The following is a 22,456-nucleotide window of genomic DNA, read 5'->3' on the forward strand; positions in this document are numbered from 1 at the left end:
GTCGCTGTGACCGGGATATCTGGCACAATAGTGTTTAATATAGGTTCAGGAAAAGTTCTATAAAAATAACCGGGTTGATAGTGATCTTATGTCAGAGCAGGATAAGCAAAACGGATTGAAGGTGCGCACTGAGGTCATGGGTGAAACATTTGTCGCCCGTGCCCAGGCTAATACAACAGAGCTGACCGCTCCCTTACAGGAGTGGATTAATGAGCATGCCTGGGGATCAACCTGGCAGCGGCCGGGATTGCCACGTTCAACCCGCAGTCTGGTGACCATTGCGATGCTGGCGGCACTGAAAGCGCCCGCGGAACTGAAAGGCCATGTCCGTGGTGCGCTGAATAATGGTTGTACCCCACAGGAGATTCAGGAGGTGTTGCTACACTCCGTTGTCTATTGTGGTGCGCCTGCCGCTCAGGAGGCGTTCCGGGCTGCTCAGGAGGTGCTGGATGAGTGGCAGGGCTGATCTTATCTTATCCCCCGGATCTGAATGCCTGAATAACCGGTCTTAACTGATCAATCAGGGCGTTGGGAAACTGCCGGTAATCCGGGTAGGGGGTGAGAATAATATTCTCTTGCCGGAATAATCTGCCACTCGCTTCCATCGGCGTAAAGTGTTGCAGATCTAATCCCAGCCGCAGCCAGCTGGCTTTGCCGGCAACAATATGCAACTGATGCCCGGTGAGCAACTGATCGCCGAAAACGATCGCCTCGTGTTGCCTCAGCAACTGCTCGTCGCGATAGTCACGCCATGTTGATTCAGTGGTTTGCAGTTTGGCCAGAATAATCAGTATTTTACGCCAGTGATTGCCGTTTAACTCACATAGTCGCGAGTAGCTAAGAGGGGTCCCGGTATCAATGATGGGCGGTGTTGGCAGATAGAGCAGGGTAGTGGCGCTTTCTGTGTCTCCGAGTGCACGCATCAGGCAGATTTAATACCACTCAGATTACGGAAGGTGATCTCTTTGGCGGTGTTAAGGAAATCCACCATAAAGTCTGAATCTTTCTGATCTTCCCGAATCGCTGCGTAAAGGGTGCACCAGACCCCTTTTTCGCCCAGTGGACGGGAAGTGATATATTCCTGTTCAATATACTGGTGGATAGCCCAGTTAGGCAACGCGGATACTCCGCGGCCACTGGCGACTAACTGCATAATCATCACCGTCAGCTCTGAGGTGCGCACCTCTTCTGGCTCAATGCCAGCAGGGTCCAGGAAGTGTTTGAAAACATCCAGGCGATGTTGTTCAACCGGGTAGGTAATCAGGGTTTGATGCTCCAGATCCTGCGGCTGAATCGCCCGGCGCGCTACCAACTGATGCTGCTTACTCATGGCCAGCACCGATTCGTAGGTAAATAGCGGTATATAGGCTATCCCCGTACGCTCTTCCGGGTCGGCAGTGACCACCAGATCGATATCACCCCGAGCCAGTGCAGGTAGAGGCTGAAAGCTGAAGCCGGTGGTCAGATCCATCTCCACTTCGGGCCAGTTCTGGCGAAAGTGGTCGATGGTTGGCATCAGCCAGTCAAAGCAGCTGTGACACTCGATGCAGATATTCAGGCGTCCCGCTTCCCCACCGGCCAGTCTTGCGATATCTCGCTCCGCGTTACGGATCATCGGCAGTACTTCATCGGCCAGGGTCAGGATTCTCTGGCCTGCGCTGGTGAAACAGATCGGCTTGGTTTTGCGAATAAACAGTGAGCAGTCGAGGCGGTCTTCGAGGTCTTTGATCTGATGGGAGAGGGCGGATTGGGTCAGATGGATACGTTCGGCAGCTTCAACTAAACTGCCTGAATCTCTTAGCGCAGAAAGAGTTTTCAGGTGTCGAAGTTCGATCATGCTGGAATGCCTCAATTTTTATTCTGTGAACCAGAGTATAGTATGAATTTAACTCATGCGGCATCTTTGTATGATATAAGGCCCGCAGAGGGCGGGCCTGGGCTTTCCAGCGATCTGCAAGGCTGCTAGCGGGCTTTAGGTTTAACCAGCAGAAACTCCAGCAGCGCTTTTTGAGCGTGTAAACGGTTTTCAGCTTCGTCAAACACAACAGAACGAGGGTCGTCCATCATCTCCGCGCTGACCTCTTCGCCCCGGTGAGCAGGCAAACAGTGCATAAATATCGCATCGGGTTCGGCAAGATCCATGAGTTGAGGCGTTACCTGATAACCTCTGAACTCTCTTTCGCGCTCTTTCTGCTCATCTTCCTGGCCCATAGAGGCCCACACATCGGTAACCACCAGATGACTGCCATGTACCGCTTCTTCAGGGGTACGGAAGATCGAAACCCGGTCACCGTTGGCCGCCAGCAGATCGGCATTCGGGTCAAATCCTTCCGGGCAGGCCACCTGCAGCTTAAAATCGAACTGGCGGGCGGCATTAATATAGGAGTTGCACATATTGTTGCCATCGCCGATCCAACTGACGGTTTTCCCTTTGATATCACCGCGGTGTTCCAGGAAGGTCTGCATATCCGCCAGCAACTGGCAGGGGTGGTAATCATCGGTCAGTGCGTTGATCACCGGTACCCGGGAGTGCTGGGCAAACGTCGTGACTGTCTCGTGCTCAAAAGTGCGGATCATAACAACATCGCACATGCTGGAGATAACCCGGGCACTGTCCTCGATCGGCTCACCACGGCCCAGTTGAGTGTCCCGTGAGGAAAGAAACAGAGCGTGTCCACCCAGATGCGCCATACCCGCCTCAAAAGAGACCCGGGTACGGGTTGATGATTTTTCAAAGATCATCGCCATTACCTGGTTTGACAGCGGTTCGTAGATCTCGCCGTTGTTACGTATCTGTTTCAGTTCAATAGCACGCCTGATCAGCGTGTTCAGCTCATCCGGTGTCAGGTCCAGCAGTGTCAGAAAATGTCTTGTTGTCATAATTAAGAAGGCCGGACAGGTCAGGCCTTAGCTCAGATTCAGTTATTCGTCAGCCATATAGACTTTAATGATACGGGACACGGTGTTGACCAGCAGCTCCGCTTCAGTATCGCTCATAATCAGCGGGGGCAGCATGCGCACAACCTTACCACCGCCGGTCACATTAAGGAGTACACCCTTAACCTTAGACAGCACCGCCAGTTCTGTACCGGCTTCGGTCAGCTCTATTGCCAGCATCAGACCTTTGTTGCGAATCTCTTTGACATAGGCAGCTCCACCGATCTGAGCACGAAAGCCATCGGCAATCTTGTTGCCCAGCTCCGCTGCACGCTGATCCAGCTTCTCTTCAGTAATGGTATTTACAACGGCCAGCGCAGCGGCACAGCAGAGTGGATTGCCACCGTAGGTTGAACCATGGTTACCCGGCCCGAACACAGTCGCCGCTTTGCCGCTGGCGAGGCAGGCACCTATAGGTACACCATTCCCAAGACCTTTAGCGGTGGTGACGACGTCCGGCAGGATACCGTTCTGCTGATAGGAGAAATAGGTGCCGGTACGGCCGTTACCGGTCTGGACTTCATCCAGCATCAGTAACATATCATGAGCATCGCAGATATCCCGCAGCTGATTCAGATAATTCTCCGCCGGAATGATAATGCCGCCTTCGCCCTGAATAGGTTCGACCAGGATAGCCACGACATCTGCGTTGTTACTGATAATGTTTTTGACCGCGTCAACATCATTATAGGGGGCACGGACAAAGCCTCCGACCAGAGGTTCAAAGCCTGCCTGAGCCGAACGGTTGCCGGTGGCACTCAGAGTGGCCATGGTGCGACCGTGGAATGAACCTTCCATCACGATGATGGTGGGTTTTTCAATCCCCTTGGTATGGCCGAATTTGCGCGCTATTTTGATAGCGGCTTCATTCGCTTCAGCTCCTGAATTACCAAAGAATACGTTATCCATACCGGATATCTGGGTCAGACGTTCCGCCAGACGCTCCTGGTTGGTGATGGTGTACAGGTTAGAAGTGTGGATCAGTTGACTGGCCTGCTCACTGATCGCTGTAGTGACAGCAGGATGAGCATGGCCGAGACCGCATACAGCAATACCGCTGAGAGCATCCAGATATTTGTTGCCATCTGTATCAAACAGCCAGCAGCCCTGTCCGTGGTCAAATGCGACGGAAAGGCGCGAGTAAGTATTCATAACGGGCTGTGTAGACATCTAAGTCCCTCTGTTAGTCCCTCTATGTAACGCAAAACGGCAGCGATAATCAGGCTGCCGAACGGAAAACCAGCCATTCTATGTACTTGCCTTAGAATAAGCAAGATGCTGCATAGAACTTGAGATCCAGTATAGTTGACCCCATATAGTTTCAAATGCAGTTTTTCTAATCAGAGTTTATTATAGTCGCGAGGATTAAAGCTGATTTTTTTTCGCGCTATACCCGAGTAAACTAATCGGGTTTATGCTAGGATTTCTTCATCAATAAAGATTAATGCCAGAGCTCTGGCGACCCGTTAAAGTATAGGTAGATTTATGAGCGTTATAGACACGATAAAAGAGCAAATTGAATCCAACGATATCCTCTTATATATGAAGGGTACGCCACGTTTTCCTCAGTGCGGTTTCTCTTCCCGTGCTTCTGAAGCAGTGATGTCCTGCGGCGCTCGTTTTGCGTTTGTTAACATTTTGGAGAGTCCTGAAATTCGTGCAGAACTGCCAAAATATGCAAACTGGCCAACCTTCCCACAGCTGTGGATTAAAGGTGAGCTGATCGGTGGTTGTGACATCATCGCTGAGATGGCCGCCAGCGGAGAGCTGAAAGAGCTGATCGATTCTGTTGCTGTTGCTGATGATTCAGCGGAAGGCTGACAGAGATCCGTTTTAGTCAGATGAATATTTCTCTCTGAAAGGCTCTGATAGATGAAGTTTATCGGTTGCATAGTTGACTTTAATTAGTGTTATAAAGTGACTGCAATTAAGCTATCAGCACTTATTACATCTTGTGTACAACGTGCTGTTTGCACAATCGTTTAACGCTTTACTTAACAATGGAGATAAAAAATGGGCGTATTAGTAGGTAAGCAGGCTCCTGATTTCACCGCACCAGCGGTTCTGGGTAACGGTGATATTGTTGATGCTTTCACCCTGTCTGAAGCGACTAAAGGTAAGAAGGCTGTCGTGTTCTTCTACCCACTTGATTTCACATTTGTTTGTCCATCTGAACTGCTGGCTTTTGATCACCGTATTGAAGAGTTCAAAAAGCGTAACGTTGAAGTGATCGGTGTTTCTATCGACTCTCACTTCTCTCACAACGCTTGGCGTAACACCCCGGTTAACGAAGGCGGTATCGGCCCGGTTAACTACACGCTGGTTGCCGATATGACTCACAGCATCTGTAAGTCTTACGATGTTGAGTCTGAAGGTGGCGTTGCTTTCCGTGGTTCTTTCCTGATCGACGAAGATGGTCTGGTACGTCACCAGGTGGTTAACGATCTGCCACTGGGTCGTAACGTCGACGAAATGCTGCGTATGGTTGATGCTCTGGCATTCCACCAGACTCACGGTGAAGTATGTCCGGCTGGCTGGAACGAAGGCGACAAAGGTATGGACGCATCTCCTGCCGGTGTAGCAGCCTACCTGAGCGAGAACGCTGACAAGCTGTAAGCGTGTCACCGTTATAAGCTAAGAAAAACGCGCCCCGGGCGCGTTTTTTTTGTTTCAGCCCATGCTGCTTATGCGGTTCTTGCCGTGTTTTTTAGCATGGTAGAGCGCCCGGTCCGCGCGGTTAAATAACTCATCTGCATCACTGTTGGGGGTAAATTCAGCGATCCCGCAGGAGAGGGTGACATGGATAACCCCCCGGCTGGTGGCGATGGCTAGCTCGGCGATCCTGCTCCGCAGGCTTTCCGCAATGTTGCAGGCCTGACTCAGCGGGCAGTCCGGAATGACGGAGACAAACTCTTCACCCCCAAAGCGGGCAGTGAAGTCGCAGCTGCGTACCTGATTATGCAGTTCTTGCGCGCAGGCAATCAGGATCTGATCGCCAATCTGATGGCCAAACCGGTCATTGATCTGCTTGAAGTTATCGATATCCCACACCAATAAAGAGAACGGTCTGTCACTACGGTTGCTGTGATTGATCTCCGCTTCAAGGCGCTGCTCATAGGCGCGTCGATTTGCAATTCCGGTAAGGCTATCCCGGCAGGCGCGGTTTTTTTCACTCTCGAGCGCGTGTTTCAACGCCTCGTTTTCAGCGATAAGCTGTCTGTTTTGTTGTTTCAGGTTATCCAGACTATCCCCACCACCGAATTTGCCTTTGTTCAGCAATGTGTGAATCAGAAGAGCAAGATCTGTAATTTGCGCTGCCAGTAACATGGTTGTCTCCCAAAACTTCTTGATATGGGTAGTCTAGTGATCAAAAAAGGAGGAACATTGTGAAAAATGTGGAAAAAATGTGAAGATTGCTCCCCGCTCTGGCTTCGTCATTTACATCGGATCATACTCTGCCAATGCGAATAGGAATTACAGGTAAAATGGTGCTGGTCTTGCTGGCAGCCAGCGTTCTGCTGGTGGCCGCGATGGCTGTGGCGATGCGTCTGAGCTTTCAGAAAGGGTTTGATGAATACCTTTCGGAAATCGAAATGGGGCGTCTGGATCAGACGGTTGAGGATCTCGTTAACGCATATCGCCGGGAGGGCAACTGGGATTTCATCGAAGGCAATCATCGTCTGTGGATGACCTTTATGCCGAGCAGCAGTGATGCCTCAGAGAGCGACGGCGATGCTGTAGTTGCAGCAGCGTCATCCTCCCGGGCACCGCAGCCTTATACTGCCAGACCTGCCCTGCTCGCACCGGGTGATAAAACCGGTATCAGTACCCGCTTACGATTGTTGAATGCTGATAAGCAGCGTCTGATCGGACCGCCTGACACCAGCGGTCGGGCTGTTGTTCGTCCCGTGGAGCTGGATGGTGAGCTGATTGGGTGGTTGAGCCTGACGCCTCAGGCGGTTCCGGCCTCCCGACTTGATAAAGCGTTTAGAGATGAACAGTTAAATGCTATTTATCCGATTGGGCTGGGAGCATTACTGTTAGCGCTGCTGGTAGGGGTACCGATGGGGCGTTCGCTGTTGCGTCCCGTCAAGGAGGTCGCCCGGGGGGCCCATGTGCTGGCAAAAGGCGAGTTTGATATCCGCCTTGATATCCATTCCAGAGATGAGCTGGGGCAGTTGGCTCAGGATTTTAATATGCTGGCCGAGGCACTGCAGCGCAATGAGTTGTTGCGGCGCCGGGGCATGGCGGATATCTCCCATGAGCTACGAACCCCGCTGGCGCTTCTGCGCGGTGAAATTGAAGCGATGCAGGACGGTATTCGTCCGGTCGACCAGCCTCAGCTCGGTAAGCTGCATGACGCGAATATGCAGTTGAGTCACCTGGTTGATGATCTGTATGATCTGGCACTGACCGATGCTGGTGCACTGAGCTATAAAAAACAGCTGTTTAACCTGGCTGATACTCTGCATGGCGCGGTTGCCGCAGCCGAACACTCGTTTAGTCAATGCCAGCTCAGTCTGACGCTGACCGTGCCAGAGTCTCTCACGGTATTGGGGGATCCCCGCAGGCTGAGACAGGTGATGGATAATCTGCTGAAAAATAGTCGTCGTTATACCGATGCGGGGGGGCAGACCGTTGTTTCCGTCAGCAGTGTGTCGGGTAAAGCTGTGATCAGAGTCGAGGATAGTGCGCCGACGGTCGATACGCAGATGCTGGAGCGCTTATTTGATCGCTTTTACCGGGTGGATGAGTCGAGGAACCGGGCCAGCGGTGGGGCCGGGCTGGGGTTGGCGATCTGCCGTAACATCGTTGACGCTCATCAGGGGGAGATCTCTGCTGCGGTGTCTGAGCTGGGCGGGCTGGCGGTTGAGGTGGTGATTCCGCTGGCAGATGAACCCTGAAACGGGTTGGGGACCTCGCCCTGACACCGGGGCTGATGCATTAATCACAGGAAGGTTTGAAGTGAAACAGCATATTCTTATTGTTGAAGATGAGACGGGTTTAGCAGAGCTGCTGCGGGATTATCTGCTGATGGCTGACTATGACGTCGATATCCTCTATGAGGGGGGCAGTGCGGTGGAGTGGGTTCGCCAGCATAATCCGGCGTTGTTGCTGCTGGATCTGATGTTACCCGGCAAAGATGGTATGGCGATCTGTCGGGAGGTGCGACAGTTTTCCCAGGTTCCTATCATTATGACCACCGCGCGGGTGGAGGAGATCGATCGCCTGCTAGGACTGGAATTAGGCGCAGACGACTATGTCTGTAAGCCTTACAGTCCGCGGGAGGTGGTCGCGCGGGTGCGCTCGGTGCTGAGGAGAGCCGGAGGGCAGGTAGCCGGAAGCATGGCGCAATTAACGGGGATAACGCTCGATGAAGACGCGTTTAAAGCAACCGTTAACGGGACTAATCTGGATCTCACGCCGGTTGAATTCCGGCTTCTTAATACCTTTATGGCGCAGCCCGGACGGGTATTTGCCCGTGGGCATCTGCTGGACAACCTCTACGATGATCAACGGGTTGTCAGTGATCGCACCATCGATACCCATATTAAGAACCTGCGCAAGAAACTCGAAGCCCAGCTTCCGGATCAGGAGGTTATCCAGTCGGTATATGGTGTGGGCTATAAGTTAGAGATTCCGGGATGATTACTGCCTTCGTCGCAACATTGGCGGAGGTGGCGGGGCTTCATCTGCAGAGAGATAGCCATCATGGTTTTTGTCATGGACGTCAAAACGGTCCGGTGGGCCGTCGAACTCCTGTCGGGATACCCGGTTATCGTGATCGTGGTCCAGTCGTTTAACAAAGTGACTGGAAAAATCCTGATCAGATAGGGGTGGTGGCTGACGATCGTTTTGCATCTGCCGGGCAGAATCAATACTGGCCTGCACGCTGAAGTTATTCAGATTGATATTATAGGGGTAGCGGTTTCTGCTGATCTGAGTTGAGGGCTGAGTTTGAGTGGCGCTGCCGCCCCGTACCACCCGGACATAGTTGTATACTCTGACAGCGTCTCCCTGCGGGCCCTGGCCCATCTCAGCCTGGCCTGTTTTCGGGTCGCTGCGTTGTGCCCCTGCACCGTGGACATCCATAATTTCATTGTGTATCTGGCCCATGGCGCGGCCAAACGAAATATAAGCTGCATGATCTCCCGGTCGCGGTCCATCCAGATGGGTGGTTGAGGTCCAGTATGCCGGATAATCCCTCTCTCCCTTCTCATTGGTTATCGGGGTTGATTCAAATAGCGGATCGATCGCCGCGGTGCCGGTACTGTCCGGTGCCCGGTTGTAATCAACAATATATTGCAGCTCTTTGGCATTAGGCAGCCGCCAGTCGGAATGACCGCCCAGGTTGAGCTGGGCAGCATACTTAAGGGCCTCTTTCCAGGTCATCCCCCTGCCACTATCGGTCTTTGCCCAGGTCAGCCCTGTGCTGATATCGGTGATGGTGTTGTTACCGTTATCGACAAAGTTGTTGTCACCATACGCCTGGCCCCGAACATAACGAACATAAAAGCGTTTTCGGGGGTGCTGGGTGCCGGCGGGCTGATAGCCATAACCCTTGATGCGACCATCGGCAAAATTCACTCCAAACAGGGTGTCCATGTTGTCCATGGTGGTTGAGGTGTAGCGGGTTCGGGTTAACCATTGGGCATCAATATAGCGCTCATCCGCTGCGCCGTAGAGAAAGTCAAAGTAATCGGTATTGATAAACGGTACCGCATTGGCCGGAATGGTCTCCTCAATACCGGATGTTTTCCGACCGGAGAAACCGGTGTAACCGCGAAAATCGATCAGCGAGTAGAGCTCTTTAATGTTGGGAACCCGCCAGTCAGTAAAGCCCGCGAGATGCATCTTCCTAGCCTCCTCTTGCGCTTCAGTCAGACTGAGCTTGTGCGAGGAAACAGCTTTTGACCAGATCAGCCCGGTATTCAGATCGGTCACTGTACCATCATGATTATCGCTATAAGCCGGAGCATTACCGGCGTATTGCGCATCCTGGCCGAAGAACTCAGTACCCGCTTCAGGGCATTGAATCGCGCGGGAGTCATTGTAGCAGCGATTCTGACCGGTATCGGGTATTCGGGTGACAGAGTCCGCCTGGCTCAGAACCGGGAGCAGGGCTGCGATCAGGGTCAGTACAGGTCGTGTTGTTCTTTGCGCTATCAATATCATGATGAATATCATTCTTGTTTTAAATCAGAGAAAGTATTTTATAGGGTTAGCAGGCTGTTATGCCAGATCAACCGGCATAGCCACCGCTCCAGATAATATCCTCTTTGCGACGTCCCTGCTGTTGCCGTCGGTCAGGGTGCCCGGGAGCAAAGCGTATCTCCGTCCTGCGGTCTTCACGGACTCTGCGCTCGCCAGTCCTGCGGTTGTGAATCAGTTTGATGTCACAAAGGCAGGTGGTTTTGTCACAGGCGGCCAGAGGGAGGCGAACCTGATCCTGCAGGCTGAATGTAATCTTGCTCAGGGCGTGCGCAGCCATGCAGCAATCTGCTTCCGGAATCAGTAGCTTGCCGCGAAACGCTGTTGTTTTTTCCGCTTTCTGAGGCATGTTCAGGGCGGTCGGCCGGCTCTGGGGCGCATTGGCGCTGGCTTTTACACGGTAGAGAATGGTCAGGGTAATGAGCGCCAGGGCGCAGATGATAATAAGCGAATATGCCATAGTCGGTTCCCCTCTGAATCGAAAGCGAGTGAATTTCGTAAGCTTCGGGAAAAGTTTAAGCGGACAAAGTGGAGCGAATATGGGGGAAAAAAGGAGAAAATGTGAAGATGAGAGGCTCAGGCAAAAGGAGCTTCAGGCTGGGGGTGATACACACAGCCTGAAGCGGTCTGTTATTCCTGTTCGTAGATATCGTTGACCATCTGCCAGCCGCCCAGCTCTTTCCAACGGTTGACGATAGTGCAGAACAGTTCTGCGGTTTTCGTTGTGTCATAGAGTGCCGAGTGAGCCTGATGACCATCGAAATCAATCCCGGCCAGATCACAGGCCCGGGCCAGAACCGTATGGCCCACCGCTAATCCCGCCAGGGTGGCAGTGTCAAAGGTTGAGAAGGGGTGAAAAGGGTTGCGCTTGATATCGCAGCGGTTGACGGCGGCGCTAACAAAACCGTGATCGAAAGAGGCGTTGTGGCCAACCAGTATAGCGCGTTTGCAGTTATGCGATTTTACCGCTTTACGGATGGGCTTGAAGATTTTTTCCAGCGCTTCCTCTTCAGGGATCGCGCCCCTCAGTGGGTTAAAGGGGTCGATGCCGGTAAAGTCGAGGGCCGATTTCTCAAGATTGGCTCCCTCAAAAGGCTCGACGTTGAATTCATAGCTCTGATCGATCATCAGATTGCCGTCATCGTCCATGGTCAGCGTGACGGCTGCGATCTCCAGTAAAGCGTCTGTCTGAGCATTAAAGCCGGCGGTTTCCACGTCGATCACAACGGGAAGATAGCCCCGGAAACGGTTTGACATCGGGTGCTGGTACTGAGCGCTTCTGTTCAATGCATATCCTTAATGGCTGATTCAGACAGCCAGATTTGTAATTAACCGGGCTTAAGTGTAAAGAGTTGCTCTGGTTTTCACAAATAACTCTGTACGGTTTCTGTGTGAGACTGGCAACGTGGTAGAATCTAAAGGTTTTCTGGCCTGTGCCGATACAGGGAGACTGGCACGCTCCTCAATTTTACTTGGATTCCGGTCGTTTATGCGTATCGTTGTACTGTTGCTTTTATTAACTGTTTCGATTCCGGGCTTCGCGGTAGGCTATTCAGCATCCATTGAACAATCCCGCTGGGATCTGGAAGCGTCAAAATTCAGTTGTCGCCTGTCCCAGAAGATCCCGCTGTTTGGTGAGGGGGAGTTTAATCAGGAAGCCGGAGAGACGGTGCGTTTTACCCTCAAGCCACTGCAGGGGCATGGTCTGAAAGGGCAGGTACAGATAATGGAAGGGGCTTCGCCATGGCAACCGGGTATTGCTACCCGCGAGATTGGGCAGGTTAAGTTTGCCGCCGATGGTACTATCCCGGTACCGACCAGTTATTCTCAACAGATGCTGGCGAGTTTGTTTCGCGGACGGATGCCGACCTTTCTGGCGCAGAACTGGGCGGAAACCGGAGAAACGGTGCGTATCGGTCTCTCTGCGGCTAACTTTCCGCCGGCTTACCAGGCCTATGCTGACTGCATCTCCGACCTGCTGCCGGTGAATTACCGGCAGATCGCCAGAACGGCTGTTCTGTTCCCCTCTGCTCAGTGGCAGTTGTCGGACTCCACCAAAGCGCGTCTTGATCTGATTGCGATCTACGTCAACAACGATGATTCAGTGAAGTCGATCTATGTTGACGGTCACTCCGATTCACAGGGGCGCCGGTTGGCTAACCGGGATCTGTCGAAGAAACGGGCGGAAGCGGTGACCGCTTATCTGGAGAAGAAGGGTGTCAGCCCTGAGCGAATAACCACCCGCTATCATGGTGAACGTTACCCTGTGGCACAGAAAAATGATCGCCTGACCCGTGAGCGTAGTCGCCGGGTAACTATCCGTTTAGACCGTAATTAACCCTGACCGCTACAGAGTGAGGGTAGCGTTTACCCCCCTGTTACTCTGGCGTAATCGTGATACAATTGCGCCCTTTCCTATTTTAGGTATCCGGTAGAGACTATGGTGCTCTCTACGGGCTGATTTTGCGTTTGGAGCCTCTCTATGTCCGACATTAAAAAGGTTGTGCTGGCCTATTCCGGCGGCCTTGATACATCTGTAATCGTGCGTTGGTTACAGGAAACTTATAATTGTGAAGTGGTAACCTTTACGGCTGACCTGGGTCAGGGTGAAGAGGTTGAACCGGCTCGTGCCAAAGCCGAAGCGCTGGGCGTCAAAGAGATCTACATCGAAGATCTGCGCGAAGAGTTTGTGCGTGATTTCGTTTTTCCGATGTTCCGTGCCAATACTATTTATGAAGGTGAGTACCTGCTGGGTACCTCTATCGCCCGTCCGCTGATCGCTAAACGTCTGATCGAAATCGCCAATGAAACCGGTGCTGATGCGATCTCCCACGGTGCAACCGGTAAAGGTAATGATCAGGTGCGGTTTGAGCTGGGGGCATATGCCCTGAAACCAGGCGTGAAGGTTATTGCGCCATGGCGTGAGTGGGATCTGACTTCCCGCGAAACCCTGATGAACTACTGTAAAGAGCACAATATCCCGGTTGATTTCTCCAGCAATAAGAAGAAATCTCCCTACTCTATGGATGCCAACCTGCTGCACATCTCCTATGAGGGTGACATTCTGGAAGACCCATGGGCTGAAGCTGAAGCCGATATGTGGCGCTGGTCTGTTTCCCCAGAGGAAGCACCGGATCAGCCAACCTATCTGGAGCTGACCTACGAGAAGGGTGATATCGTTGCTATCGATGGCAAGCCGATGAGCCCGGCAACCGTGCTTGAATACCTGAACAAGGTGGGTGGCGAAAACGGCGTGGGCCGTCTGGATATCGTTGAAAACCGTTTTGTTGGTATGAAGTCCCGTGGTTGTTATGAAACCCCGGGGGGCACGATTATGCTGCGGGCGCACCGGGCGATCGAATCGATTACTCTGGACCGTGAAGTTGCCCATCTGAAAGATGAGCTGATGCCCCGTTATGCCAAGACTATCTACAACGGCTTCTGGTGGTCAGAAGAGCGGAAAATGATGCAGCAGATGATTGACTTCTCGCAGCGTAATGTAAACGGTGATGTTCGCCTTAAACTTTACAAAGGCAATGTTATTGTTGTTGGTCGTCGTTCCGAAAACAGTCTTTTCGACGAGAGTATTGCAACTTTTGAGGATGATGCAGGCTCTTACGATCAGAAAGATGCGGCTGGTTTTATTAAGCTGAATGCGCTGCGTATGCGTATTGCGGCCAGTAAAGGACGTGATCTGCTCAACGGTTGATTCTGAAAACTGTAAAAAGCCCCGGTATGTACCCATATCGGGGCTTTTTTGTCTCTGGAGTGCTTTGATAATTATCTGATTTATATGATACTTTGAAAAATTCCATTCTGATGTAGGGCCTATGGAAATCAGCTACTCGGATAAAAAAGTTCTGATTGTTGATAACCGCCTGGAAGATCTTGCTGAACTCAAGATAATCCTGGGGAGCATGGGCGTGGCTGACATTCAGGTCGCCTCATCTGTAAATATGGCTTTGGTACTGTTGCGTGAGATGCACTATGACATCTGCTTTGTTCTGTTTGATCTGGGTAAGAATCATAAGAACGGCCTGCAGCTGATTCAGGAAGCCTCGGCGGAAGGGATTCGCCAGTTTTCCACAGTTTTTTCCCTGATCGTAGACCCCGAGCGCTCTAAGTTGCTGTTCGGTTCCCTCGATAATTCGCCTGATACCTATATATCCAAGCCCTATTCCGAGCCCAAAGTGCGTGTTCGCTTAGAAAAGATTATGCGGGTTAAACAGGTGATACAGCCCCTGGATGAGTTACTGGATCAGGGAGAGCTACAAAAGGCTCTGTTGATGTGCGACAAACTGAGTCAGAGTTACCCAGCGCTAAAGCTGTATATTCATCGGATTCGGGGCATCATTCTGCTTGAAGAGGGTGCTTATAGCAAAGCGGAAAAGTTGTTTGAGTCTATTGTGGCGCAACGTGTTCAGCCCTGGGCCCGGGTCGGGCAGGGGGTAGCGCTATGTCACTTGGGGGATTATCTGAATGCCCGCCAGATTCTGCAACAGGTGATTGATGAGTCCTACTTTTGCGTCGAGGCCTATACCTGGCTGGCACGCACCTACCGCGCCCTTGGTGAGCGGGGGGAAGCGATCAGTTTGTTGCGTAAAGCGGTGATGCTGCAACCCACGGTTCCCGAACTGCAGGGAGCGCTGGGTAGTCTTGCCGCCCAGAATCAGGAATGGAATATTGCCGTGGAGGCCTACAGCAATGCGATTCGTCATGCCCGGCAAAGTTGTTTTCAGTCGGATGACTATTACTTCAGTCTGGTGTCCGCACTACTGGCCCGCAGTAGTTTTGACCGGGATGTAGAGGAGTATGCTATTCGCACCCTTGAAGATGCTGTATTGGCGTTTCCCGGTGAGCCTATCGTGCAGTTTAAGTCGCGCCTGATGGTTGCCCAGGTCTACCGTCGGGCGGGTGCTCAGGGACGAGCGAATCTGGCAGCCCGTAATGCTTTTGATCTGTTCTGCGAGCTTGAACTGACCGAGCAGGCTGAGTGGGTGGAGCCCTTTCTTGAGGGGATGGAGGGCACCTCTATGGAAACAGAAGCGCAGACGATGAAGCAACATGTTAACCGTGACAGTGCCGCCCTGGAGTGGGGGAAGCTGAATATTCAGGGGATGCTGTGCTACCGAAAGAAAGACTACCAGAAAGCACTCAGTTTCTTTGTCCAGGCGGATAGCATTCTGCCCAATAATCCAAGCCTGACTCTGAATCTGGTGCAGGCTGCGCTTGAGCAGGCCCGCCATCCCGGAAATCAACGGGACGAGCTGTTGCTGCAGTGTGATAATGCGCTCTACAGTATCAACTATGGCGCCCTGGGCTTGCGTCAGCAGAAACGTTATCTGTCGTTGTCAGATCGCTGTGCCGATATGGTCAGGTCGATGGCGGAAGTTAAACGCGAAATTCAAGAGGGGGCTGACGCGTCCTGAGAGCTGCCTGGTCCCCGTCTGTTTCAGCCGTCCGGCTATTTATACTTCAGAATAAGATGGTGTCGTCGTCACCGAGAATGGAGTTTTCTATGACCGGCTTATCATTGTCATCGACGTGGTAAGCGGAACGGGCCAGTTTACGCGTCAGTAGCTTCTGTTGTGCTGCCTCTGGCAGGTCGGTGAACAGAATGGTTTGTTTTGATATCAGCAGGTCGATCAGATCTTCAATGATACGGCTGACTTCTAAGTCAGACTTCTCGAGCAGTTCTTGCGGGCTTTCGGTTTCATTATTGCTGGAAAGGAAACTGATTACATCCGGGTCGGTAATGTCCGCTACCGTTGAGTTCTCAACAGGGTGTGCTGACAGAGAGGTGATCTGTCCCTGTTCATTTCTGACTGCATAAAGCATAGGCCCGGGTTCCGCTGGTCTGATAGATGAAATTACGCTAAGTATGGCGGGCCTTATTTCATCGGGTCAAGTCCGTGCTGGCAATTTGGGTACAAATTCGCGGCTGACCTGCGTCATGACCCAGGGGCGCGCCAGTGGTCCTTTGATTGCATAATGGGGAGGGGCTATATAAAATCCCCACACTAAACGAGCTTCCTGAAGGGTTGCAGTGCAGGTCATACTCATATGATTGCAGCAGCCCTTTTTTATTGTACCGAGAGATTATGAAATCCCATAAAGTCCAGCAAGCACCGATTCCGATGCGTACCGTCGGGCCGATAAAGATCAGTGGACATATCCTGAACGAAAAAGTGTCAGTCCCTCTGGCAACCTATGAAACGCCCCTCTGGCCTTCGGTTGGCCGGGGTGCGAGGATTTCAGCACTGACCGACGAGGGGATAAAAACCACCGTTGTCGATGAGCGGATGAGCCGTTCCATTCTGCTGGAAGCAGAGGATGCCTTAGAGGCATATAAAGCTCTGGAGTCGATCAAATCCCGTAAGGATGACCTGAACCAGGTGGTGGCAACCACCAGCCGGTTTGCCAAACTGATCGAGATGAACAGCCAGATCGTAGCCAATCTGATCTATCTGCGTCTGGAGTTTACCACCGGGGATGCCTCGGGCCATAACATGGTGACCAATGCGGCAGATAAGCTGATTCCGTGGATTCTGAGTGAATATCCTCAGCTGCGCTACTCTTCAATCTCGGCAAACTACTGTTCCGATAAAAAAGCCACCGCTGTCAACGGTATTCTTGGCCGGGGAAAATACGTTATCAGTGAGATCCTGATACCCCGGGCGCTTTGTGAACGGCGGCTTAAGACCACTCCGGAGAAGGTGGTCGACCTGAATATCAAGAAAAATCTTATCGGTACGATGGTGGCGGGCGGCTTGCGCAGCGCCAATGCCCATTATGCTAATATGTTACTGGCGTTTTATCTGGCCACCGGGCAGGATGCGGCCAATATTATCGAAGGCTCGCAGGGGATTGTGCATGCCGAGGTACGCAATGGGGATCTGTATTTCTCCTGCACACTGCCAAATCTGATTGTCGGCAGCGTTGGCAATGGCAAAGGGATCGATTTTGTTGAGCAGAATCTCGCTGCTCTTGGCTGTAAAGAGTCCCGGGAGCCGGGTGAAAATGCCCGCCGACTGGCTGCTATCTGCGCTGCTACAGTGCTCTGTGGTGAGCTGTCCCTGATGGCCGCTCAGACGAATCCGGGTGAGTTGATGGAATCCCATCTGAAAATGGAACGCTGATGTCTGATCAGACGAACGACCGAAAAATTGAGCATATCCGGGCGATCGAAAACGACCCCAGGACCGATCGTGACGGACGATTTTTTGATCAGATCCAGCTATGTCATCGGGGACTGCCTGAGCTGGCGCTGGATCAGATTGACCCCTCGGTTGAGTTTCTGGGTAAAAAGCTCAGCTTTCCGTTGCTGATCTCTTCGATGACCGGTGGCGACCACGCATTGATTAAAACCATTAACCGCAATCTTGCCGAAGCCGCTGAGCGCACCGGTGTGGCGCTGGCGGTGGGTTCTCAGCGGGTGATGTTTACTCAGCCAGCGGCGCGGGACAGCTTTGATCTGCGCGCCTATGCGCCGAATACCGTTTTGCTGGGTAATGTTGGTGCGGTTCAGCTGAACTATGGCTTTTCCCTCGAACAGTGCCAGCAGGCGGTCGATCTTCTGCAGGCGGATGGTCTCTATCTGCACCTGAATCCGCTGCAGGAAGCGGTACAGCCGGAGGGGGATACTGACTTCTTTGGGCTGCAGGAAAAAATTGCCGCGGTGGCCGCAGGACTGTCGCAGCCGGTACTGCTGAAAGAGGTGGGGGCGGGGCTCTCGCCTCTGGATATAGAAGAGGGTCTTGCCGCGGGTATAAAGTGGTTTGATCTGGCCGGCACAGGCGGGACATCATGGAGCCGTATCGAGCATCATCGCAGTGCTGCCAGTGACGATGATCTGGGACTTTGTTTCCAGGATTGGGGTATTCCGACGCCGCAGGCGCTGAAACTGGCGCAACCGTATCAAAATAGTGCAGGTTTCATCGCCAGTGGTGGTCTCAGGGATGGGATTGATATGGTTAAATCTGTTATACTCGGCGCCTCGCTCTGCGGCATGGCCGCACCGTTCCTGAAACCGGCAATGGAATCCGTCGATTCAGTGGTCAGGGTAATAGAGCAACGCCGGCGTGAATTCACTACAGCTATGTTTTTGCTGGGCGCGCCGGATGTGAACAGTTTATTTATGAATCGGGCTCTCATTCTGGGCGAGCGTTGAGGATTTTAAGTACGTATGTCCGTCGGTATTGATGAAATCAGCTTTTACACCTCCAACTATTTTCTGGATCTGAAAAACCTGGCGATGGTCCAGGAGATCGATCCTGACAAGTATTATCAGGGGATTGGGCAGGAAAAAATGGGAATGCCTGCTCCGGATGAAGATGTGGTGACGATGGCTGCCAATGCTGCTCTGCCTCTGGTTGAGCGGGTCGGGACTGATGCGATCAGCACCGTCATGTTTGCCACCGAGACCGGTATCGACCAGTCGAAGTCTGCGGGTGTCTATGTCCACCGTTTACTGGGGTTGACATCCCGGTGTCGCGTGGTTGAGCTGAAACAGGCCTGCTACAGTGCCACCGCCGCGATTCAGATGGCCTGCGCTCTGGTTGCCCGTCAGCCAGAAAAAAAGGTGTTGGTGATTGCGTCTGATGTGGCGCGATATGATCTGGGAACCTCCGGCGAGGCGACTCAGGGATGCGGTGCGGTTGCCATGTTGATTGCAGCCAGTCCCCGTCTGGTGGAGCTTGATCCTGAGGTGGGTAACCACACCGAAGATGTGATGGACTTCTGGCGTCCCAACTACCGTTCTACCGCACTGGTGGATGGTAAATATTCCACCAAGATCTATCTGCAATCGCTGAAGCATGCCTGGGAGCATTTCTGCGAAGTCAGTTCGCTGGCCTTTAATGATTTCCAGCACTTCTGCTATCACCTGCCGTTTACCCGGATGGCTCAGAAAGCGCACAAGCATCTGGCGCGGATCAATCGCAGCGCTTTGTCTCCCGAACTGCTGGATCTGCAGGTTGAAGACACACTGCTGTATAACCGTATTATCGGCAACAGCTATACTGCGTCCATGTATATCGGCCTGGCTTCACTGCTGGAAAACTGCAAACAGAATCTGGCGGGCAAACGGGTGGGCTTTTTCAGTTATGGTTCCGGTTCGGTCGCCGAGTTTTTCTCTGGAAAAATTGTCGCTGGCTATGAGAAATATCTGCACGGCGACAGACACCAGACGATGCTTGAGGCCCGTAGTGAAGTGTCCTACGAAGAGTATCTGGAGCTGTATAACGATACCGACCCGGTGGATGGCGGAGTACATACCAAGACCGAAGGTACCACCGGACGTTTCCGTCTGGTGGGGATCTCTCATCATAAGCGTGAATATATCGCCTGCTAAGGGCGCTTCAGTTAAGGGCTCTGTTTCATGAAGGCGTGTGCCCCCGGTAAGCTGATTCTCAGTGGAGAACACTCGGCAGTCTATGGGGCACCGGCTATCGCCCTGGCGGTTAACCGCTATATCCATTGCCACAGTTCGCCCGCTGCCATTGATGGTCTGAGTCTGAGTTTGCCCGAAGCGGGCTGGCAGACGCAGATCAGCTGGCCTGAGCTGCGCCAACTGGCGGAACATTTGAATCAGCGTTTTACACAGTTTGAGCAGGGCCTGCTAGGAGCCGGAGAAATTCTCGAAGCTCCCCATCAGCTTGCGCTGTATGCGCTCAGTCAATGCCTTAATAATGATGATCCTGCTGGCGGTGTAACGCTGGAGATCCGTTCTCAATTGCCGCTGGGGTCGGGGATGGGGTCCTCTGCCGCACTGGGTGCTGCTGTAACGGTCCTGGGGCAGACGCTTTTCTCACAACCCCTTACAACCGCTCAACTGTTTCAGCGGGTACGATACTGCGAACGCCTCTGCCATGGGCGGGGTGGGCTGATCGATGCGGCTACCGTCTCATACGGCGGTATGGTGCAGGTGGCTGCTGGTCAGGTTGAGCAACTGCCGGTCCGGCTGGGTGAGGGCTGGTACTATATTCATACCGGCATACCACGGGTGGGTACCGGGGAGTGTGTTGATGTTGTTCGCCGCCGCTTTGGTGAATCGGACCTGTGGCAGGCGTTTGCCGAACTTACCCGGCAACTGAGTACGACCATTGTTAAAGGCGATGATCCACGGCAACTGATGCGGGAAAATCACCGTCTGCTGACCGCGATCGGGGTGGTCCCTGAGCCGGTACAACAGTTTATTCAGACGCTGGAAAACCTGGGCGGAGCGGCCAAAGTGAGTGGTGCCGGTGCGGTATCCGGTGATTCGGCCGGAGCACTGATCGCCTACCTGCCAGGCGGCGACCTGACATCGCTTTGTCAGCAAAGCGGCTATAGTTTTATGGCGATAGAGGAAGATAGCGAGGGAGCCAGACTTGAAGATTAAGGTGACGGCACCGGGCAGCCTGATGCTGATGGGGGAGCACGCCGTACTCTTTGGTCAGCGGGCGCTGGCCTGTGCTGTGGATAAACGTATCACTGTCACCCTGACCCCCAGAGGGGACCGCATCGTGACAATCGATTCGGCCCTGGCGCAATACCGTTCAGACCTGGATTCACTTAGCGCCGAAGCTGAACTCAGCTTTGTTCTGACCGCTATCGAGCGCCAGGCCGCCGTGCTTCCTGGCGGTTTTGATCTGCTCATTCAGACAGAGTTTTCCCACACCGTTGGGCTGGGTTCTTCAGCCGCCGTCACTGCTGCGGTGGTGTCGGCGTTACAGGCTTTCGCCGGTAAACCGTGCAGCGATCCGCTAATACTCTTTAAGGAAGCCCTGGCCGTGGTGCATCAGGTGCAGGATGGCCGGGGGTCCGGCACCGACCTGGTGGCTGCTGTTTATGGAGGTGTGGTGGGGTACACCGTGGCATCACCCGGTACCGAGCCGCAGATTCGGGCACTGGGGGGGATCCCCCCGATCAGTCTGTTCTATGTCGGTTACAAGATGAAAACCCCGGATGTACTGAAACGGGTTGAAGAGTTTGCGGCGCAGGCGCCACAGCTGTATACCGGACTGTACCAGTTGATGGGGCAGACCGCAGAGCAGGCGGAGCTGGCAGTCGACAGAGCTGACTGGCCGCAGCTGGGCCGGTTAATGAATATCTATCAGGGGCTGATGGATGCGCTGGGGGTGAATGACCGCAACCTGGCGGAGATTATCTATAGCCTGCGCAGCTCTCCTGAGGTGCTGGGGGCGAAAATTTCAGGATCAGGATTGGGGGACTGTGTACTGGCACTAGGCGATCCATCCGACTATGGTTTGACTTACGAACAAATACCTGTGGCGGTGTCTGCGGAGGGGGTGACGGTTGAATATCTCTAAACCGATGAACAAAGAGAGTGTGATTAACGCCTATCTGCCGACAACGGTTACGCCGGTGGCTGATAGCAGCGACACGCAGTTTGCCCCCAGTAATATTGCGTTGTGTAAATACTGGGGCAAGCGGGATGTTGAGCTGAACCTGCCGGTAAACAGTAGTCTGTCGGTCTCGCTGGCGCATCTGGGCAGCCGGACAAAAGTTTCCGTGAGCGATAGCGATCAGGTCTGGCTCAACGGAGCTCAAGTGGCTGCCGGGGATAAGTTTGCCCGTAAGGTGATCGCTTTTATCGATCTGTTCCGTCGCGGCACTGATCACTGCGTCAGAGTCGAAACCGAGAACAATATCCCCACCGCTGCCGGGCTGGCATCATCCGCTTCCGGCTTTGCCGCGCTGATGTTGGCTATCGACCAGTTCTACGGATTAAATCTGGAGCCTTCAGTGCTGTCCGCCTTTGCCCGGATGGGCAGTGGCAGCGCCAGCCGTTCGCTCTATGAGGGGTTTGTGGAGTGGCAGATGGGAATTCGCGAAGATGGCATGGATAGTTTTGCGCTGCCATTAGATGTCCGCTGGCCGCAACTGCGAATTGGTCTGCTAAAGGTAGACACTGGGGAGAAAGCAGTCGATTCCCGTGCCGGCATGAACCGCACGGTGGACACCGCCCATCTGTATCAGAGCTGGCCCTTGCAGGCCGCGGCTGATCTGGAACGTCTGCACCAGGCGATTGCTGACCAGAGTTTTACCTGCCTGGGGGAGACCGCTGAACAGAACGCTCTGTCAATGCACGCCACCATGATCGCCTCCTGGCCTCCGCTGCTCTACTGGAAACCGGACTCTGTTGCTGCCATGCAGACGGTCTGGCAGGCCCGTGCTGAAGGGCTGGAGCTTTATTTCACTATGGATGCCGGTCCCAATCTTAAGCTGCTGTTTACCGCCGACGCTGAAACCGCAGTGAATCAGCGCTTTCCCGGTCTGGAAGTGATCAGACCGTTTGGCTGAC

Annotated in this window: 23 protein-coding genes; 14 read left to right on the top strand and 9 right to left on the bottom strand. The window is 53.2% G+C overall.

What is annotated here, in order from left to right; all coding sequences use genetic code 11:
- The first annotated feature begins 121 nt into the window (after positions 1 to 121).
- Positions 122 to 466, top strand: coding sequence for a carboxymuconolactone decarboxylase family protein (locus JW499_RS07535; protein WP_332874022.1), 345 nt, complete (start codon positions 122 to 124; stop codon positions 464 to 466).
- 7 nt (positions 467 to 473) lie between these two features.
- On the opposite strand, the gene JW499_RS07540 is transcribed toward JW499_RS07535, so the two are convergent.
- The 4 genes from JW499_RS07540 to JW499_RS07555 all read right to left on the bottom strand — a co-directional run bounded on the left by JW499_RS07540 (position 474) and on the right by JW499_RS07555 (position 4,107).
- Positions 474 to 923 (bottom strand): DUF6942 family protein, encoded by a 450-nt coding sequence (locus JW499_RS07540; protein WP_205210030.1) that lies wholly within the window; start codon positions 921 to 923, stop codon positions 474 to 476.
- Positions 923 to 1,837, bottom strand: a complete 915-nt coding sequence (locus tag JW499_RS07545; protein WP_205210031.1) for a LysR family transcriptional regulator — start codon at positions 1,835 to 1,837, stop codon at positions 923 to 925. The genes JW499_RS07540 and JW499_RS07545 overlap by 1 nt, the downstream gene beginning before the upstream one ends.
- Positions 1,838 to 1,962: 125 nt before the next feature.
- Positions 1,963 to 2,880, bottom strand: coding sequence for an ornithine carbamoyltransferase (argF, locus tag JW499_RS07550; RefSeq protein WP_205210032.1), 918 nt, complete (start codon positions 2,878 to 2,880; stop codon positions 1,963 to 1,965).
- A gap of 42 nt (positions 2,881 to 2,922) precedes the next feature.
- Positions 2,923 to 4,107 carry an aspartate aminotransferase family protein gene (locus tag JW499_RS07555; protein WP_205210033.1) on the bottom strand — a complete coding sequence of 395 codons (1,185 nt, stop codon included), beginning with the start codon at positions 4,105 to 4,107 and terminating at the stop codon, positions 2,923 to 2,925.
- A 315-nt stretch (positions 4,108 to 4,422) separates the two neighbouring features.
- On the opposite strand from JW499_RS07555, the gene grxD reads away from it, so the two are divergent.
- A complete protein-coding gene (grxD, locus tag JW499_RS07560; protein WP_091357483.1) occupies positions 4,423 to 4,758 on the top strand; it encodes a Grx4 family monothiol glutaredoxin in 336 nt (111 codons plus the stop codon).
- A 192-nt stretch (positions 4,759 to 4,950) separates the two neighbouring features.
- Positions 4,951 to 5,553 carry a peroxiredoxin gene (locus tag JW499_RS07565; protein WP_205210034.1) on the top strand — a complete coding sequence of 201 codons (603 nt, stop codon included), beginning with the start codon at positions 4,951 to 4,953 and terminating at the stop codon, positions 5,551 to 5,553.
- A gap of 54 nt (positions 5,554 to 5,607) precedes the next feature.
- On the opposite strand, the gene JW499_RS07570 is transcribed toward JW499_RS07565, so the two are convergent.
- Complete coding sequence (locus JW499_RS07570; RefSeq protein ID WP_205210035.1) at positions 5,608 to 6,264, bottom strand: GGDEF domain-containing protein; 657 nt, start codon at positions 6,262 to 6,264, stop codon at positions 5,608 to 5,610.
- 134 nt (positions 6,265 to 6,398) lie between these two features.
- On the opposite strand from JW499_RS07570, the gene JW499_RS07575 reads away from it, so the two are divergent.
- Both JW499_RS07575 and JW499_RS07580 read left to right on the top strand, forming a co-directional pair.
- Positions 6,399 to 7,841, top strand: coding sequence for an ATP-binding protein (locus JW499_RS07575; RefSeq protein ID WP_205210036.1), 1,443 nt, complete (start codon positions 6,399 to 6,401; stop codon positions 7,839 to 7,841).
- Between the two features lie 61 nt (positions 7,842 to 7,902).
- Positions 7,903 to 8,586, top strand: coding sequence for a response regulator (locus tag JW499_RS07580; protein ID WP_332874023.1), 684 nt, complete (start codon positions 7,903 to 7,905; stop codon positions 8,584 to 8,586).
- Here the strand turns inward: JW499_RS07580 and JW499_RS07585 are convergent, their stop codons facing one another.
- The 3 genes from JW499_RS07585 to rnt all read right to left on the bottom strand — a co-directional run bounded on the left by JW499_RS07585 (position 8,587) and on the right by rnt (position 11,406).
- Positions 8,587 to 10,113, bottom strand: a complete 1,527-nt coding sequence (locus tag JW499_RS07585; protein WP_205210038.1) for an Lcl domain-containing protein — start codon at positions 10,111 to 10,113, stop codon at positions 8,587 to 8,589.
- Between the two features lie 67 nt (positions 10,114 to 10,180).
- Positions 10,181 to 10,609 carry a hypothetical protein gene (locus tag JW499_RS07590; protein ID WP_205210132.1) on the bottom strand — a complete coding sequence of 143 codons (429 nt, stop codon included), beginning with the start codon at positions 10,607 to 10,609 and terminating at the stop codon, positions 10,181 to 10,183.
- A 170-nt stretch (positions 10,610 to 10,779) separates the two neighbouring features.
- Positions 10,780 to 11,406 (bottom strand): ribonuclease T, encoded by a 627-nt coding sequence (rnt, locus tag JW499_RS07595; protein WP_205210123.1) that lies wholly within the window; start codon positions 11,404 to 11,406, stop codon positions 10,780 to 10,782.
- Between the two features lie 148 nt (positions 11,407 to 11,554).
- Here rnt and JW499_RS07600 point away from each other — a divergent pair, with 148 nt between their 5' ends.
- The 3 genes from JW499_RS07600 to JW499_RS07610 all read left to right on the top strand — a co-directional run bounded on the left by JW499_RS07600 (position 11,555) and on the right by JW499_RS07610 (position 15,578).
- Positions 11,555 to 12,487 carry an OmpA family protein gene (locus tag JW499_RS07600; protein WP_332874416.1) on the top strand — a complete coding sequence of 311 codons (933 nt, stop codon included), beginning with the start codon at positions 11,555 to 11,557 and terminating at the stop codon, positions 12,485 to 12,487.
- Between the two features lie 144 nt (positions 12,488 to 12,631).
- On the top strand, positions 12,632 to 13,858 hold the full coding sequence (locus JW499_RS07605; RefSeq protein WP_091357461.1) for an argininosuccinate synthase: 1,227 nt from the start codon (positions 12,632 to 12,634) through the stop codon (positions 13,856 to 13,858).
- Positions 13,859 to 13,979: 121 nt separating this feature from the next.
- Entirely contained in the window at positions 13,980 to 15,578 is a 1,599-nt protein-coding gene (locus tag JW499_RS07610) for a tetratricopeptide repeat protein (protein ID WP_205210039.1), read from the top strand.
- Positions 15,579 to 15,624: 46 nt separating this feature from the next.
- Here the strand turns inward: JW499_RS07610 and JW499_RS07615 are convergent, their stop codons facing one another.
- Positions 15,625 to 15,987, bottom strand: coding sequence for a hypothetical protein (locus tag JW499_RS07615; RefSeq protein ID WP_205210040.1), 363 nt, complete (start codon positions 15,985 to 15,987; stop codon positions 15,625 to 15,627).
- Positions 15,988 to 16,250: 263 nt separating this feature from the next.
- Here JW499_RS07615 and JW499_RS07620 point away from each other — a divergent pair, with 263 nt between their 5' ends.
- Genes JW499_RS07620 through mvaD form a run of 6 tightly spaced genes read left to right on the top strand, consistent with a single transcriptional unit; the run spans position 16,251 to position 22,455 of the window.
- Positions 16,251 to 17,288, top strand: coding sequence for a hydroxymethylglutaryl-CoA reductase (locus JW499_RS07620; protein ID WP_205210041.1), 1,038 nt, complete (start codon positions 16,251 to 16,253; stop codon positions 17,286 to 17,288).
- Entirely contained in the window at positions 17,288 to 18,319 is a 1,032-nt protein-coding gene (gene fni, locus JW499_RS07625) for a type 2 isopentenyl-diphosphate Delta-isomerase (RefSeq protein WP_205210042.1), read from the top strand. Before JW499_RS07620 ends, fni begins: the two co-directional genes overlap by 1 nt.
- Before the next feature lie 15 nt (positions 18,320 to 18,334).
- The gene (locus JW499_RS07630; RefSeq protein ID WP_091357446.1) at positions 18,335 to 19,501 is read left to right on the top strand and encodes a hydroxymethylglutaryl-CoA synthase; all 1,167 of its coding nucleotides are present in this window, start codon (positions 18,335 to 18,337) and stop codon (positions 19,499 to 19,501) included.
- A 27-nt stretch (positions 19,502 to 19,528) separates the two neighbouring features.
- Positions 19,529 to 20,530: a mevalonate kinase family protein gene (locus tag JW499_RS07635; RefSeq protein WP_205210043.1), complete on the top strand. Its 1,002-nt coding sequence runs from the start codon at positions 19,529 to 19,531 to the stop codon at positions 20,528 to 20,530.
- On the top strand, positions 20,520 to 21,461 hold the full coding sequence (locus tag JW499_RS07640; RefSeq protein ID WP_232846278.1) for a mevalonate kinase family protein: 942 nt from the start codon (positions 20,520 to 20,522) through the stop codon (positions 21,459 to 21,461). The genes JW499_RS07635 and JW499_RS07640 overlap by 11 nt, the downstream gene beginning before the upstream one ends.
- Entirely contained in the window at positions 21,448 to 22,455 is a 1,008-nt protein-coding gene (gene mvaD / locus JW499_RS07645) for a diphosphomevalonate decarboxylase (RefSeq protein WP_332874417.1), read from the top strand. The genes JW499_RS07640 and mvaD overlap by 14 nt, the downstream gene beginning before the upstream one ends.
- Position 22,456: the final 1 nt, after the last annotated feature.

The organism is Amphritea pacifica (assembly GCF_016924145.1).
GTDB classification, from domain to species: Bacteria; Pseudomonadota; Gammaproteobacteria; order Pseudomonadales; family Balneatricaceae; genus Amphritea; species Amphritea pacifica.

Bases quoted from the DNA above. Each gene is read 5' to 3' on its own strand.
- JW499_RS07540 (WP_205210030.1), bottom strand. From the start codon at position 923: ATGCGTGCACTCGGAGACACAGAAAGCGCCACTACCCTGCTCTATCTG.
- JW499_RS07545 (WP_205210031.1), bottom strand. From the start codon at position 1,837: ATGATCGAACTTCGACACCTGAAAACTCTTTCTGCGCTAAGAGATTCA.
- argF (WP_205210032.1), bottom strand. From the start codon at position 2,880: ATGACAACAAGACATTTTCTGACACTGCTGGACCTGACACCGGATGAG.
- JW499_RS07555 (WP_205210033.1), bottom strand. From the start codon at position 4,107: ATGTCTACACAGCCCGTTATGAATACTTACTCGCGCCTTTCCGTCGCA.
- grxD (WP_091357483.1), top strand. From the start codon at position 4,423: ATGAGCGTTATAGACACGATAAAAGAGCAAATTGAATCCAACGATATC.
- JW499_RS07565 (WP_205210034.1), top strand. From the start codon at position 4,951: ATGGGCGTATTAGTAGGTAAGCAGGCTCCTGATTTCACCGCACCAGCG.
- JW499_RS07570 (WP_205210035.1), bottom strand. From the start codon at position 6,264: ATGTTACTGGCAGCGCAAATTACAGATCTTGCTCTTCTGATTCACACA.
- JW499_RS07575 (WP_205210036.1), top strand. From the start codon at position 6,399: ATGCGAATAGGAATTACAGGTAAAATGGTGCTGGTCTTGCTGGCAGCC.
- JW499_RS07585 (WP_205210038.1), bottom strand. From the start codon at position 10,113: ATGATATTGATAGCGCAAAGAACAACACGACCTGTACTGACCCTGATC.
- JW499_RS07590 (WP_205210132.1), bottom strand. From the start codon at position 10,609: ATGGCATATTCGCTTATTATCATCTGCGCCCTGGCGCTCATTACCCTG.
- rnt (WP_205210123.1), bottom strand. From the start codon at position 11,406: ATGTCAAACCGTTTCCGGGGCTATCTTCCCGTTGTGATCGACGTGGAA.
- JW499_RS07605 (WP_091357461.1), top strand. From the start codon at position 12,632: ATGTCCGACATTAAAAAGGTTGTGCTGGCCTATTCCGGCGGCCTTGAT.
- JW499_RS07610 (WP_205210039.1), top strand. From the start codon at position 13,980: ATGGAAATCAGCTACTCGGATAAAAAAGTTCTGATTGTTGATAACCGC.
- JW499_RS07615 (WP_205210040.1), bottom strand. From the start codon at position 15,987: ATGCTTTATGCAGTCAGAAATGAACAGGGACAGATCACCTCTCTGTCA.
- JW499_RS07620 (WP_205210041.1), top strand. From the start codon at position 16,251: ATGAAATCCCATAAAGTCCAGCAAGCACCGATTCCGATGCGTACCGTC.
- fni (WP_205210042.1), top strand. From the start codon at position 17,288: ATGTCTGATCAGACGAACGACCGAAAAATTGAGCATATCCGGGCGATC.
- JW499_RS07630 (WP_091357446.1), top strand. From the start codon at position 18,335: ATGTCCGTCGGTATTGATGAAATCAGCTTTTACACCTCCAACTATTTT.
- JW499_RS07635 (WP_205210043.1), top strand. From the start codon at position 19,529: ATGAAGGCGTGTGCCCCCGGTAAGCTGATTCTCAGTGGAGAACACTCG.